The sequence below is a fragment of the Klebsiella sp. P1927 genome (genome assembly GCF_018204675.1).
Classification (GTDB): domain Bacteria; phylum Pseudomonadota; class Gammaproteobacteria; order Enterobacterales; family Enterobacteriaceae; genus Klebsiella; species Klebsiella pneumoniae.
This window is the reverse complement of record NZ_CP073377.1, coordinates 500,387-514,633: the sequence shown is the minus strand read 5'-3', so window position 1 is coordinate 514,633 and position 14,247 is coordinate 500,387. Positions and strand designations below refer to the sequence as shown.

The window sequence follows — 14,247 nt, the reverse complement described above, 5'->3', positions numbered from 1 at the left end:
TCCTTAACGGGGAACCCAACCGAGGGTACGCTGCGCCAGCGCATCGCGCGCCGGGGTAAATAATTCCATCGCCATCAGACCGACGTTGCGCCCCGCCACCAGCGGCGCCCAACGGTTGGCAAACAGATGCACCAGCCCATCGGTCACGCCGATGGTGGCGGCTTTATCCCCTGCCCTGCGCGCCTGATAGCGGCACAGCAGCGGATAATGACCGACATCTTCGCCGCTGAGATGGGCGTCAGCGAGTAATTCCGCCAGGCTCATCACATCGCGCAGGCCGAGATTAAAGCCCTGCCCGGCGATCGGGTGCAGCGTCTGCGCCGCATTGCCGACCAGCGCCAGGCGGTGCGACACCGCGCGGCTGGCGGTGGTGAGGGCCAGCGGATAGACGCTGCGTTTCCCGGCGTGGGTAATACGCCCCAGCCGCCAGCCGAACGCCTGCTGCAGCTCCTGACAAAAGCGTTCGTCAGACCAGCTCTGCACCTCATCGCGGCGCGACTGCGGATGACACCACACCAGCGAGCAGCGCCCTTGCGACATCGGCAGCATCGCCAGCGGGCCATGCTCGGTAAAGCGCTCGAAGGCGCGACCTTCGTGGGGCAACGCGGTGCTGACGTTAGCAATGATCGCTATCTGCTCATACGGCTGCTGCTGCCAGCTGATGCCGCAGCGGGCGCCCAGTGCCGAACGGGAACCGTCCGCCGCCACCAGCAGCTTACCGTTAATGATTTCGCCGCCCTCAAGCGTAAGGCTGACGCTCTCCTGGCTGCGACTGACCGCTTCCACTTTCGCCGGACAGTGCAGCGTGACGCCCGGCGCCTCGCGCAGCAGACCAAACAGCCGCTGGCCGACATCGTGGAGTTCAACCACCTGGCCCAGCGCCGACAGGCCATAATCCGCGGCCGCCAGATTCACAAACCCGGCATGACCGCGGTCGCTGACGTGTACTCGCTGGATGGGCGTCGCGCGTTCGGCGAGGCGTTGCCAGATACCGATACGCGCCAGCTGCTGGCAGGTGCCCGCAGCCAGGGCGATCGCCCGGTCGTCAAAGCCAGGGTGGCGTGAAGAATGCGGATCCTGCGCTTCAATGAGGTGGACCGGCAGCGCGCCGCCAGTCAAACGGGAGATGGCCAGCGCGAGCGTCGCGCCGGTCATCCCGCCCCCGACGATCAGCACGCTCATGACTGGCGCGCCGCCGCCATCAGCGCCTCGATCTCATCCGCCTTCTTCACCACGCCGGCGGTGAGATTTTCGTTACCGTCTTCGGTAATCACGATGTCATCTTCAATACGGATGCCGATGCCGCGATACTGCGCCGGCACGTCGGCATCGGTGGCGATATACAGTCCTGGCTCGACGGTCAGCACCATTCCCGGCTCCAGGACGCGCGAACGGTCGGTGTCGTAATTACCGACATCGTGCACATCCAGACCCAGCCAGTGGCTCAGGCCATGCATAAAGTACGGGCGGTGGGCGTTGTTGGCGATAAGCTCGTCAATCTCGCCTTTCAGGATCCCCAGCCGCACCAGGCCGGTAATCATAATGCGCACCACTTCCTGGTTGACCTGACAGATCGAGGTGCCCGGCCGATAGAGTTTCAGCGCGGTCTCCAGCGATTCGAGCACAATGTCGTAGATCTCGCGCTGCGGCTGGGTAAATTTACCGTTTACCGGGAAGGTGCGGGTAATGTCCCCGGCATAGCCGCGATACTCGCAGCCGGCGTCAATCAGGACTAAATCGCCGTCGCGCAGTTCAGATTCGTTTTCGGTGTAGTGCAGAATACAGCCGTTTTCGCCGCCGCCAACGATGGTGTTATAGGAGGGGAAACGTGCCCCGTGGCGGTTGAATTCATGGAGAATTTCACCTTCCAGCTGATATTCGAACATGCCAGGGCGGCATTTTTCCATCGCCCGGGTATGGGCCAGCGCGGTGATCTCCCCGGCGCGGCGCATCACGGCAAGCTCTTCCGCGGATTTAAACAGGCGCATCTCATGCACAATGGGCCGCCAGTCGATAACCGAGTTCGGCGCCTGCAGATTCTGGCGCGAGCCTTTGCGCAGTTTTTCGAGGGCGTTGAACACAATCTCATCGGCATAGGCATATTCACCCTGGGCGAAGTAGATCGCGTCCAGACCGTTGAGCAGCTGATACAGCTGCTGGTTGATTTCGCTGAACGCCAGCGCCCGGTCGACGCCAAGCTTCGCCGGCGCGGCCTCCTGGCCCAGACGGCGTCCAAACCAGATCTCAGCGGTCAGATCGCGAACCCGGTTGAACAGCACGCTATGGTTGTGGGTTTCATCGCTTTTAATCAACACCAGCAGCGCTTCCGGTTCGTTAAAGCCGGTGAAGTACCAGAAATCGCTGTTCTGCCGGTAGGGATATTCCGAATCTGCACTGCGCACCGCTTCCGGTGCGGCGAAAATCAGCGCCGCGCTGCCTGGCTGCATCTGCGCCAACAGCGTCTGGCGACGCGATAGAAATTCCTGCTGAGTCATGACGCCCCCTGAACGAATTTTAGTTAGTGTAATGTCGGTTTGCGGACTTCCGGTGCGGTTGGCTGCTGACGGGCAAAGGTGTCGTGGCACAGCAGTGCGGCAACGCGGACATACTCGATAATCTCCTCCAGAGACATCTCCAGCTCTTCCTGATCTTCGTCTTCATCGTAGCCCAGCTGGGCAATATTACGCAGATCGTCAATCGCTTCCCCGGTTTCATCCTTCACTTTATCCAGCTTCGGCTGGCTAACGCCAAGACCAAGCAGGAAGTGGTTGACCCAACCGGCGAGGGCGTCGGCACGGTCAAAGACGCTCACCGCATCGCCTTCCGGCAGATACAGTTGAAAGAGGAAACCGTCGTCATCCAGTGAATCGCTGATGGCGGAATGCATGTTACGCAGCGCCTGAGCCAGTTCATGGCCAAAGGCGAGACCTTCGTTGGTCAGGTCGTGCACCAGCGGCTGCCAGCTGCTGTCCGTGTTGCCGCCGCACAGCAATCCGCTGATCAAACCGTGCATTTCGGCCGGGGTGAGACCTACCCCTTGTTGGTTCAGTAACTGGTCTACATCGTTGTAACCAGGCATTTCGTTCTGTATAGACATGCGCATTCGTCATCGTTGGGAGGAATATTCATGGTATGCTACCACTTTGGACCCTGGTGAACCAGAATAGGGCTTGTATCTTCGCACCAGGGTAGCTATAGTGTCGCCCCTTCGCAGACCCGGGCCAGGGTGTGAAGGCAGCGCAGTCAATCAGCAGGAAGGTGGCATGTCTGCACAACCCGTAGATCTCCAAATTTTCGGCCGTTCACTGCGAGTGAATTGCCCGCCTGAACAAAGGGATGCCCTGAATCAGGCAGCTGAAGACCTTAATCAGCGGTTGCAAGATTTAAAAGAACGCACTAGAGTCACAAATACTGAGCAGCTGGTCTTCATCGCGGCGTTGAACATCAGCTATGAGTTGACTCAGGAAAAAGCGAAGACCCGCGACTACGCTTCCAGCATGGAGCAGCGCATTCGCATGCTTCAGCAGACCATCGAACAAGCATTGCTTGAGCAAGGTCGCATAAGCGAAAAGCCAGGGTCGAAGTTTGAATAACACTTTGCAGTTAACTGTGTTAGAGTAATCGCAAGAACAAAATTTCTCTGAGATGTTTGCAAGCGGGCCAGTCCCCTGAGCCGATATTTCATACCACAAGAATGTGGCGCTCCACGGTTGGTGAGCATGCTCGGTTCGTCCGAGAAGCCTTAAAACCGTGACGACACATTCACCTTGAACCAAGGGTTCAAGGGTTACAGCCTGCGGCGGCATCTCGGAGATTCCCTTCTTTACTTCGCATCATCCCCCATACGTGTTTTCGGCTGAAGCCGCCCTGTATTACACTTGCTCCTATTGTTTCGCCAGCTCGTAACGAGACCTGCATGACTATACAGCCCGATACCCTGCTCTCCCGTCAGCATATTCGCCAGCAGATCCGCGATCGTCGACGCGCACTCAGCCCGGAGCAACAGCGCCTGTTTGCCCAACAGGCCGCCGAGCGGATGATGGCCTGGCCGCCGGTAGTTCTCGCCCACAACGTGGCGCTGTTTCTCTCCTTTGACGGCGAGCTGGACACCCAGCCGCTGATCGACCAGCTCTGGCGCGCCGGCAAGCGGGTATATCTCCCGGTGCTGCATCCCTTTAGCCCCGGCAATCTGCTGTTTTTACACTACCATCCGCAGAGCCAACTGATCGTGAATCGCCTGAAGATCCGCGAACCGAAGCTCGATGTGCGGGATGTGCTGCCGCTGGCTGAACTCGATGTGCTGGTGACCCCGCTGGTGGCCTTCGATGTCAGTGGCCAACGGCTGGGAATGGGCGGCGGTTTTTACGACCGGACGCTGCAAAACTGGCAGCAGTATCGCCTGCAGCCGGTGGGCTACGCGCACGACTGCCAGCAGGTGGATAGCCTGCCGAGCGAAGAGTGGGATATCCCGCTGCCGGCGGTCATCACCCCGGGAAAAACCTGGTGTTGGTAGGTACGCGGGGACGAGAAATTCAGCCTGGAAAGTATTAACAAAAAAACGGGCAGGTACGCGACCTGCCCGAGAGGCAAAAATGATTAGAACAGCAGACGGGCGCGGATAGTCCCCGGGATCGCTTTCATTGCCTGCAGCGCCTGCTGGGCAACATCTTCCTCCGCTTCAATATCAATCACCACGTAGCCCATCTGCGGCGACGTTTGCAGATACTGGGCAGCAATGTTGATGCTCTGCGCGGCGAAGATTTGGTTGATTGCGGTCAGGACGCCCGGTCGGTTCTCATGGATATGCAGCAGACGGCGGCCGCCGTGCAGCGGTAGAGAAACTTCCGGGAAGTTAACTGCCGACAGGGTTGACCCGTTGTCAGAGTATTTCGCCAGCTTGCCAGCTACTTCCAGACCGATGTTCTCCTGCGCTTCCTGAGTGGAGCCACCGATATGCGGTGTGAGGATCACGTTATCAAACTCGCACAGCGGCGAAGTGAAGGGGTCGCTGTTGGTCGCAGGTTCAGTCGGGAAGACGTCGATAGCCGCCCCGGCCAGATGCTTACTGGCCAGCGCATCGCATAGCGCCGGAATGTCCACCACGGTACCGCGGGAGGCGTTGATCAGCAGCGCGCCCGGCTTCATCAGCGCCAGTTCTTCCGCGCCCATCATATTTTTGGTAGAGGCGTTTTCCGGCACGTGCAGGCTGACCACATCGCTCATGTTCAGCAGGTCGGAGAGATGCTGTACCTGAGTGGCGTTGCCGAGCGGCAGTTTGTTTTCAATATCATAGAAGAAGACGTGCATTCCCAGCGATTCCGCCAGAATGCCAAGCTGGGTACCGATGTGGCCGTAACCGATGATGCCCAGCTTTTTACCACGCGCTTCGAAGCTGCCGACCGCCTGCTTGTTCCACACCCCGCGGTGCGCTTTGGCGTTGGCTTCCGGCACGCCGCGCAGCATCAGCAGCAGTTCGCCGATCACCAACTCGGCCACCGAGCGGGTGTTAGAGAACGGCGCGTTAAACACCGGAATACCGCGCTTCGCAGCGGCGTTCAGATCGACCTGGTTGGTCCCGATGCAGAAGCAACCGACGGCAACCAGTTTTTCCGCTGCGGCGAAAATCTCTTCAGTCAGATGGGTACGGGAACGCAGGCCGATGAAATGGGCATCACGGATCGACGCTTTCAGCTGTTCTGAATCCAGCGCGCCTTTATGAAATTCAATGTTGGTGTAACCCGCTGCGCGAAGGCTATCGATTGCCTTTTGATGCACACCTTCAACCAGCAGAAATTTAATCTTGTCTTTTTCCAGTGATACCTTAGCCATTTCCCCGTCCTGTTTTGTCTTAACTGATGTCGTGCTGAACGAAAGTTCGTCTCAGCAACATATCAAAAAAAACTATCGCGGCAATATGAACGTTTGCGTCGCCGTCCTGAAGAAATGTCATCCAGAGGGAAATCGCAGGACAAAACACCAGAAAGAGAAGAAATGGTAGCGTGTAAATCAGAATGGTTGCATAAATGTGACAGAAGTCACCAAATTGCACCTGGTGAAAAAATATTTGCGAGGGAGCCGGTCGGCTCCCTGCGGACAGACTATTTTACGATGGTCTTCACGCCGTCGGCAGTACCAATCAGCGCCACGTCGGCGCCACGGTTGGCGAACAGCCCCACGGTGACAACGCCAGGAATACCGTTGATCGCGTTTTCCAGCGCGATCGCATCGAGAATTTCCAGGCCGTGCACGTCAAGGATCACGTTGCCGTTATCGGTCACCACGCCCTGACGGTACTCTGGACGGCCGCCCAGCTTGACCAGCTGACGCGCCACGGCGCTGCGCGCCATCGGAATGACTTCCACCGGCAGCGGGAACTTGCCCAGAATATCGACCTGCTTGGAGGCGTCGGCGATGCAGATAAATTTATCCGCGACCGAGGCGATGATCTTTTCACGGGTCAGCGCCGCGCCGCCGCCTTTGATCATCTGCATATGGCCGTTGATCTCATCCGCGCCGTCAACATAGATCCCCAGGCGATCGACGCTGTTAAGATCGAAGACGGTGATCCCGAGGCTTTTCAGCTTCTCGGTGGAGGCGTCGGAGCTGGAAACCGCCCCTTCGATCTGCCCCTTCATGGTGCCCAGCGCGTCAATAAAATGGGCCGCCGTCGAGCCGGTGCCTACGCCGACAATAGTCCCTGGCTGTACATATTGCAGTGCTGCCCAACCTACCGCTTTTTTCAGTTCATCCTGCGTCATAATTCTGGTCCGAGATGTGAATGCCTGTGGCGCATTATAGAACATCGATAGTGGAAATGTCCCTGCGATGCAGATCACACAACTGAACAGACCAATTTCGTCTGTATCAAATAAAAATTTATGTCATAGTGCGAGATAACGATTAGTTATGGGGGCACGCCAGAATAATGAAACGACCGGACTACAGGACACTACAAGCGCTGGATGCGGTGATTAGGGAACGAGGATTTGAGCGCGCCGCGCAGAAGCTATGTATTACCCAGTCCGCCGTCTCACAGCGTATTAAGCAGCTGGAAAATATGTTCGGCCAGCCGCTGCTGGTGCGTACCGTGCCGCCGCGCCCCACCGAGCAAGGACAGAAACTGCTGGCTCTGTTGCGCCAGGTTGAACTGCTGGAGGAAGAGTGGCTGGGCGATGAACAAACCGGCTCGACGCCGCTGCTGCTGTCGCTGGCGGTGAACGCCGACAGTCTGGCGACCTGGCTGCTGCCGGCGCTGGCCAACGTTCTGTCAGACTCCCCTATTCGTCTCAACCTGCAGGTGGAAGATGAAACCCGCACCCAGGAGCGCCTGCGCCGTGGCGAAGTAGTGGGCGCAGTGAGTATCCAGCCGCAGGCGCTGCCAAGCTGCCTGGTGGATCAGCTGGGGGCGCTCGATTACCTGTTTGTCGCATCAAAAGAGTTTGCGCAACGCTATTTCCCGAATGGCGTGACGCGTTCGGCGCTGCTTAAGGCGCCAGTCGTCGCCTTCGACCATCTGGACGATATGCATCAGGCGTTCCTGCAGCAAAACTTCGACCTGCCGCCGGGCAGCGTCCCCTGCCACATCGTCAACTCGTCGGAAGCTTTCGTGCAGCTGGCGCGCCAGGGCACCACCTGCTGTATGATCCCGCATCTGCAGATCGAAAAAGAGCTCAACAGCGGCGAACTTATCGATCTCACCCCGGGCCTGTTCCAGCGCCGCATGCTCTACTGGCACCGCTTCGCCCCGGAAAGCCGCATGATGCGCCGGGTGACCGATGCGCTCATTGACTACGGACACAAGGTGCTGCGTCAGGATTAAACCGCGGGCATAAAAAAGCCACTTCGCTGAAGTGGCTTTTTTGTTTCTATCGCTTACTGGGCCGGTTTCGGCGTTTCCGCCGGTTTCGCCGGGGTGGCTGGAGCAGCGGCTTGCGCCGGCTGCAGCTCAAAGACTACATCGACCTGGTCGTCAAACTGGATAGTCGCCTGCTCGTAGGTTTCCTGGGCAGAAACCGGCGCAGCGTCAGCAGCCTTCATCATGCGAACCATCGGGCTCGGCTGATAGTTGGAGACATGGTAGCGCACGCTGTACACCGGACCCAGCTTGCTGTGGAAGCCTGCGGCCAGCTCCTGCGCCTGATGCACGGCGTCGTCGATCGCCGCTTTACGCGCTTTATCTTTGTAGGCGTCCGGTTGCGCAACGCCCAGCGAGACGGAGCGAATCTCGTTGAGACCCGCTTTCAGGGCGCCATCCAGCAGACCGTTGAGTTTATCCAGCTGGCGCAAGGTCACTTCCACTGTGCGCACCGCGCGATAGCCTTTCAGAATGCTTTTCCCGTTCTGATAGTCGTAATCAGGCTGGGTACGCAGATTCGCCGAGTTGATGTCCTTTTTAGCAATACCGCTCTTTTCGAGGAAAGAGAGATATTGCGCAACGCGATCGTCAGCCTGTTTTTTTGCCGACGCGGCGTCTTTTGCCGACACGTTCACTTCGATCGCCAGGGTGGCGATGTCCGGAACCGCGGCAACGCTTGCTGTGCCTGAAGTCACAATGTGCGGGCCATCCGGCAATTCGCTGGCCTGTGCCGCCATCGTGGTCAATCCGAGTGTTGCCGCCAGGGCTAAGACTTTTAACTTCACTGTCGTTTCTCCATGTTACTTAAATCGCCCTTACGGGACGCATGCCAGCAAGCTTAGCGCGTACAGCAGGAAAGTCCATCGGACAACGCTTAGTTAAGCAACGCCTGGATATGGCTGACGCCTTCTCTTGCCAGCTGAAACGCAATAAACCACATGACGGCGCCGACCACAATATTGATGATCCGCTGGGCTCTGGCGGTACGCAGTCGCGGCGCCAGCCAGGCGGCTAACAGCGCCAGGCCAAAGAACCACAGGAAAGAGGCGCTAATGGTCCCTAGCGCAAACCAGCGCTTCGGCTCCACCGCCAGCTGACCTCCCAGACTGCCTAACACCACAAAGGTGTCCAGATAAACGTGCGGGTTAAGCCAGGTCACCGCCAGCATGGTGATAATGATTTTCCAGCGCCCCTGCTGCATTACCTCTGCATTGGCGAGTTCAAGACTCTGACTGAACGCCGTTTTCAATGCGCCGAAGCCATACCACAGCAAAAAGGCCACGCCGCCCCAGGTCACTAGCGCCAGCAGCCACGGGGATTGCATCAGCAGTGCGCTACCGCCGAAAATGCCAGCGCAGATTAACAGCAAGTCGCTGACCGCGCATAGCAGGGCAATCATCAGATGATACTGACGACGGATCCCCTGATTTATCACAAAGGCATTTTGTGGGCCAAGCGGCAATATCATAGCCGCTCCCAGGGCAAGCCCCTGAAAGTAATAAGTAAACATAAGGATTTATCCGCTGAGTTCGAGAGTGGCGCTGACTATAGCGTGAATGAATTATTAGCGGAAATTTAAATAATTAATCATTAATTAGAACAACTAATGATGAGCTATTGAAAAAGGCCGGCATGGCCGGCCTGAGTTATTGAGAGGCGGTTTACTCTGCTTTTTCCGGCAGGCGCACCACATGAACATCCATCTGCGGGTAAGGGAAGCTGATGCCGTTGGCGTCAAATTCACGCTTGATACGCTCGAGGATATCCCAGTAGACGTTTTGCAGATCGCTGCTTTTGCTCCACACGCGCACCACGAAGTTCACCGACGAGGCGCCGAGTTCGTTCAGACGAACGGTCATTTCCCGATCGCGCAGAATTCGATCGTCAGATTCGATAATCGAGGTCAGCAGCTGCTTTACCTTGTCGATATCAGCATCGTAAGCGACGCCGATAATAAACTCATTGCGACGCGCAGGCTCCCGGGAGAAGTTAATGATATTGCCGGCGATGATTTTCCCGTTCGGGACCACCACTACCTTACCGTCCGCGGTACGCAGGGTGGTGGAGAAAATCTGCACGTTCAACACCGTACCTGCCACGCCGCCAAGGTCGACATACTCGCCAGCGCGGAACGGGCGGAACATCACCAGCAGTACGCCTGCGGCAAGGTTCGACAGCGATCCCTGCAGCGCTAAACCCACCGCCAAACCGGCAGCACCCAGCACCGCAATCACCGAGGCGGTCTGCACGCCTACCCGCCCCAGGGCGGCAATCAGCGTAAAGGCGATAACCGCATAGCGCACCAGCGCAGAGAGAAAATCGGCCACGGTAGCGTCAATTTTACGCGCCAGCATCAGGCGGTTGACGGTATTAGAGACGACGCGCGCCACGATCATCCCGACGATCAGGATAGCGATAGCCGCGACGATGTTGACGGCATAGCTCAGCAGCAGCTCCTGATTGCGTGCCAGCCACGTCCCGGCGTGGTTGATGCTATCGACAACGTTCAAATCTTCCATTTAACATTCCTTATGAATCCCCTGGGGGAAAGTAAATAACTCAGCCTGCGACAGGGCAGTCAGGTTATAGGGTAAACAATAAGTGCACGTTTTGCCAAATGGATCACAGTTTTCTGCCACGCTATCCTGTTGTTAAGATAATAAAAAAGCCCGCATTGCTGCGGGCTTCCAGGTAAGAAACAGATTTTTCTTACAGAACGTCGATCGCGTTCAGCTCTTTAAATGCCTGCTCCAGACGAGTCACCATGGAAGTCTGGGCAGCACGCAGCCATACGCGCGGGTCGTAGTATTTCTTGTTCGGCTGGTCTTCGCCTTTCGGGTTGCCCAGCTGGCCCTGCAGGTAAGCTTCGTTCGCTTTGTAATACTGCAGGATACCGTCCCAGGTTGCCCATTGGGTGTCGGTATCAATGTTCATTTTCACCACGCCGTAGCTGACGGAGTCTTTGATTTCCTGAGCGGAAGAACCGGAACCGCCGTGGAACACGAAGTTCAGGCTGTTGTGCGGCAGGTTGTGTTTCTTGGAAACATATTCCTGAGAGTCGCGCAGGATGGTCGGGGTCAGAACTACGTTACCTGGTTTGTACACGCCGTGTACGTTACCGAAGGAAGCGGCGATGGTGAAACGCGGGCTGATTTTGCTCAGCTCGGTGTAGGCGTAATCCACGTCTTCCGGCTGGGTGTACAGGGCGGAAGCGTCCATGTGGCTGTTATCCACGCCGTCTTCTTCACCGCCGGTGCAGCCCAGTTCGATTTCCAGGGTCATGCCCATTTTGGACATGCGAGCCAGGTACTTGGAGCAGATCTCGATGTTTTCGTGCAGGGACTCTTCAGACAGGTCGATCATGTGGGAAGAGAACAGCGGTTTGCCAGTAGCGGCGAAGTGTTTTTCACCGGCGTCCAGCAGGCCGTCGATCCACGGCAGCAGTTTCTTCGCGCAGTGGTCAGTGTGCAGGATAACCGGCACGCCGTAGTGTTCAGCCATCTGGTGCACGTGGTGGGCGCCAGAGATAGCGCCGAGGATAGCAGCACCCTGAGGAACGTCAGTTTTCACGCCTTTACCTGCGATGAACGCTGCGCCGCCGTTAGAGAACTGAACGATAACCGGAGAGCGAACTTTCGCTGCAGCTTCCAGAACGGCGTTGATGGAATCAGTACCTACGCAGTTTACCGCCGGCAGTGCAAAGTTGTTTTCTTTCGCTACCTGGAACACTTTCTGAACGTCGTCGCCAGTGATGACGCCCGGTTTTACGAAATCAAAAATTTTAGACATGTTACTTAGTCCTGTATCTGTATCTTCGACCGTTGAAGAAGGTTCGCGAGCCCTTAAGCGCGCTGAAAAACAGGCGGGTTTCCCCGCCTGAACTGAATTACTGCTTAGCGCGCTCTTCGAGCATCGCTACTGCCGGCAGGACTTTGCCTTCGACGAATTCAAGGAATGCGCCGCCGCCAGTGGAGATGTAGGAAATTTTGTCAGCGATGCCGAACAGGTCGATCGCTGCCAGGGTGTCACCGCCGCCGGCGATGGAGAAACCTTCGCTGTCCGCGATAGCGTTAGCCACGATTTCAGTCCCTTTACGGAAGTTAGGGAATTCGAATACGCCAACCGGGCCGTTCCACAGGATGGTTTTGGCGTTCTTCAGGATTTCAGCCAGTTTCTGTGCGGAAACGTCGCCAAGGTCCAGAATCTGCTCGTCATCTTTGATGTCGTTAACAGACTTCAGGGTTGCCGTTGCGGTTTCGGAGAACTCGGTCGCTACGCGAACGTCGGTCGGAACCGGGATATCGCAGGTGCCCAGCAGGCGCTTGGCTTCATCAACCAGATCTGCTTCGTACAGGGATTTACCGACGTTGTGGCCCTGAGCGGCAACGAAGGTGTTAGCGATACCGCCGCCCACGATCAGCTGGTCAGCGATTTTAGACAGGGAATCCAGAACGGTCAGTTTGGTGGACACTTTAGAACCACCAACGATAGCGACCATCGGACGAGCTGGCTCTTTCAGCGCTTTACCCAGCGCGTCCAGTTCAGCGGCCAGCAGCGGGCCTGCGCACGCCACGTCAGCAAATTTGCCGATGCCGTGGGTGGAAGCCTGCGCGCGGTGCGCAGTACCGAAAGCGTCCATCACGAACACGTCGCACAGCGCAGCGTATTTCTTAGACAGTTCTTCGTCGTCTTTTTTCTCGCCTTTGTTGAAGCGAACGTTTTCCAGCACCACCAGTTCACCGGCAGCCACTTCCACGCCGTCCAGGTAGTCTTTAACCAGGCGTACCGGGTTGGACAGTTTGTCTTTCAGGTAATTAACAACCGGCAGCAGAGAGAATTCTTCGTTGTACTCGCCTTCGGTCGGACGACCCAGGTGAGAAGTAACCATGACTTTCGCGCCCTGCTTCAGCGCCAGTTCAATGGTCGGCAGAGATGCACGGATACGTGCGTCGCTGGTTACTTTCCCGTCTTTAACTGGTACGTTCAGATCCGCACGGATAAAAACGCGTTTACCAGCCAGATCCAGATCGGTCATCTTAATTACAGACATGGTGAATCCTCTCGTTGATTCATAAAGTTTTGTCGACGTTTACGCGTCGAACCTGAAACCAATAGCCGCCATCGCTAACGTCGTGTCGAGCATTCGGTTAGCAAAGCCCCATTCGTTATCGCACCAGACCAGCGTTTTGATCAGATGCGCGCCACTGACCCGGGTTTGCGTACCATCGACGATGGCGCTGTGCGGATCGTGGTTAAAATCTGTCGAGACCAACGGTAATTCCGTATAGTCAACTATACCATGAAATGCACCTTGTGCTGCTTTTTGCAGCAACTGGTTGACTTCACATGCTTTTACCGGTTTTTTCACCGTCACGCTCAGGTCAATTGCCGTCACGTTAATCGTCGGCACCCGCACGGCAATCGCTTCAAAACGGTCGTTAAATTGCGGAAAAATACGGGTGATCCCTGCCGCCAGTTTGGTATCCACCGGAATGATCGACTGGCTGGCCGCGCGGGTACGCCGCAGATCCGGATGATAAGCGTCAATCACCTGCTGGTCATGCATCGCCGAGTGAATGGTGGTGACGGTGCCGGACTCAATGCCATAGGCGTCATCGAGCAGTTTAATGATCGGAATAATGCAGTTGGTGGTGCAGGAGGCGTTGGAGACAATGCGATGCCCGGCGCGAAGTTCATCCTGATTTACGCCGTACACCACCGTCGCGTCGAGGTCGTTGCCGCCGGGGTGGGAAAAGAGCACTTTTTTCGCCCCCGCCTGAAGATGGGCTTCACCGTGTTCACGACTCCCGTATACGCCGGTACAGTCAAGCACGACGTCCACCGCCAGTTCGCGCCAGGGCAACGCCGCAATGGTCGGCTCATGCAGCAGACGGATGGCATCGTCGCCAACAAACAGCTGCTCGCGCTCCTGACGGACATCCCAGGCGAAACGGCCATGGCTGGTGTCATATTTCAATAAATGCGCGATGCCCGCGGCATCCGCCAGCTCATTGATTGCCACCACGGTGATTTCCGCACGACGCCCGGATTCATATAGAGCACGAACCACGTTGCGTCCAATGCGACCGAAGCCATTAATCGCGATGCGAATGGTCATAGATCTCCTGCAAGGCTGTCCCTGTTATGAGGTGGCTGACAGAGTAATCCAGCAACGCTCTGAGGGGAACCTTACCAGCTGCAAACTGCGACTGATTGATTAATTGTCGAACATTTAAACGACTGAAACGCTTCAGCTAGAATAAGCGAAATGAGGAATAAAAGGAATGTTTGTCCAGCGCAATAAACCAGCTATATGACTCACATCACATTTTTGCTGGAATAATTTACAACCGTATTACATGGTTCAGGAATAGCAGATACAAAAAAGCCGG

General features: G+C 56.7%; 14 protein-coding genes and 1 other RNA gene. 4 read left to right on the top strand and 11 right to left on the bottom strand.

What is annotated here, in order from left to right; genetic code table 11:
• Positions 1–3: 3 nt before the first annotated feature.
• Genes ubiH through KB892_RS02720 form a run of 3 tightly spaced genes read right to left on the bottom strand, consistent with a single transcriptional unit; the run spans position 4 to position 3,097 of the window.
• Positions 4–1,182, bottom strand: coding sequence for a 2-octaprenyl-6-methoxyphenyl hydroxylase (ubiH, locus tag KB892_RS02730; protein WP_002916482.1), 1,179 nt, complete (start codon positions 1,180–1,182; stop codon positions 4–6).
• The gene (gene pepP, locus KB892_RS02725) at positions 1,179–2,495 is read right to left on the bottom strand and encodes a Xaa-Pro aminopeptidase (protein ID WP_002916483.1); all 1,317 of its coding nucleotides are present in this window, start codon (positions 2,493–2,495) and stop codon (positions 1,179–1,181) included. Before pepP ends, ubiH begins: the two co-directional genes overlap by 4 nt.
• A gap of 23 nt (positions 2,496–2,518) precedes the next feature.
• Complete coding sequence (locus KB892_RS02720) at positions 2,519–3,097, bottom strand: YecA/YgfB family protein (RefSeq protein WP_002916486.1); 579 nt, start codon at positions 3,095–3,097, stop codon at positions 2,519–2,521.
• 166 nt (positions 3,098–3,263) lie between these two features.
• Between KB892_RS02720 and zapA the strand changes: the two genes are divergently transcribed.
• From zapA to KB892_RS02705, 3 genes are all read left to right on the top strand, one after another.
• Complete coding sequence (gene zapA, locus KB892_RS02715) at positions 3,264–3,593, top strand: cell division protein ZapA (RefSeq protein ID WP_002916488.1); 330 nt, start codon at positions 3,264–3,266, stop codon at positions 3,591–3,593.
• 41 nt (positions 3,594–3,634) lie between these two features.
• Positions 3,635–3,818: non-coding RNA, 6S RNA (ssrS, locus tag KB892_RS02710), on the top strand.
• Positions 3,819–3,916: 98 nt separating this feature from the next.
• Positions 3,917–4,513, top strand: coding sequence for a 5-formyltetrahydrofolate cyclo-ligase (locus KB892_RS02705; protein ID WP_002916490.1), 597 nt, complete (start codon positions 3,917–3,919; stop codon positions 4,511–4,513).
• A gap of 83 nt (positions 4,514–4,596) precedes the next feature.
• Here KB892_RS02705 and serA read toward each other — a convergent pair whose 3' ends face one another.
• The gene (serA, locus tag KB892_RS02700; RefSeq protein WP_002916493.1) at positions 4,597–5,829 is read right to left on the bottom strand and encodes a phosphoglycerate dehydrogenase; all 1,233 of its coding nucleotides are present in this window, start codon (positions 5,827–5,829) and stop codon (positions 4,597–4,599) included.
• A 269-nt stretch (positions 5,830–6,098) separates the two neighbouring features.
• On the bottom strand, positions 6,099–6,758 hold the full coding sequence (rpiA, locus tag KB892_RS02695) for a ribose-5-phosphate isomerase RpiA (protein ID WP_002916495.1): 660 nt from the start codon (positions 6,756–6,758) through the stop codon (positions 6,099–6,101).
• 167 nt (positions 6,759–6,925) lie between these two features.
• Here rpiA and argP point away from each other — a divergent pair, with 167 nt between their 5' ends.
• Entirely contained in the window at positions 6,926–7,819 is an 894-nt protein-coding gene (argP, locus tag KB892_RS02690) for a DNA-binding transcriptional regulator ArgP (protein WP_002916497.1), read from the top strand.
• Between the two features lie 53 nt (positions 7,820–7,872).
• Here the strand turns inward: argP and KB892_RS02685 are convergent, their stop codons facing one another.
• The 6 genes from KB892_RS02685 to epd all read right to left on the bottom strand — a co-directional run bounded on the left by KB892_RS02685 (position 7,873) and on the right by epd (position 13,973).
• Positions 7,873–8,640: an oxidative stress defense protein gene (locus KB892_RS02685; protein WP_002916499.1), complete on the bottom strand. Its 768-nt coding sequence runs from the start codon at positions 8,638–8,640 to the stop codon at positions 7,873–7,875.
• A gap of 89 nt (positions 8,641–8,729) precedes the next feature.
• The gene (argO, locus tag KB892_RS02680; protein ID WP_002916502.1) at positions 8,730–9,365 is read right to left on the bottom strand and encodes an arginine exporter ArgO; all 636 of its coding nucleotides are present in this window, start codon (positions 9,363–9,365) and stop codon (positions 8,730–8,732) included.
• 151 nt (positions 9,366–9,516) lie between these two features.
• Positions 9,517–10,374 (bottom strand): small-conductance mechanosensitive channel MscS, encoded by an 858-nt coding sequence (locus KB892_RS02675; protein WP_002916504.1) that lies wholly within the window; start codon positions 10,372–10,374, stop codon positions 9,517–9,519.
• 190 nt (positions 10,375–10,564) lie between these two features.
• Complete coding sequence (fbaA, locus tag KB892_RS02670; protein WP_002916505.1) at positions 10,565–11,644, bottom strand: class II fructose-bisphosphate aldolase; 1,080 nt, start codon at positions 11,642–11,644, stop codon at positions 10,565–10,567.
• A 97-nt stretch (positions 11,645–11,741) separates the two neighbouring features.
• Positions 11,742–12,905 (bottom strand): phosphoglycerate kinase, encoded by a 1,164-nt coding sequence (gene pgk, locus KB892_RS02665; RefSeq protein ID WP_002916508.1) that lies wholly within the window; start codon positions 12,903–12,905, stop codon positions 11,742–11,744.
• A gap of 39 nt (positions 12,906–12,944) precedes the next feature.
• Positions 12,945–13,973: an erythrose-4-phosphate dehydrogenase gene (epd, locus tag KB892_RS02660; RefSeq protein WP_002916512.1), complete on the bottom strand. Its 1,029-nt coding sequence runs from the start codon at positions 13,971–13,973 to the stop codon at positions 12,945–12,947.
• Positions 13,974–14,247 lie beyond the last annotated feature (274 nt).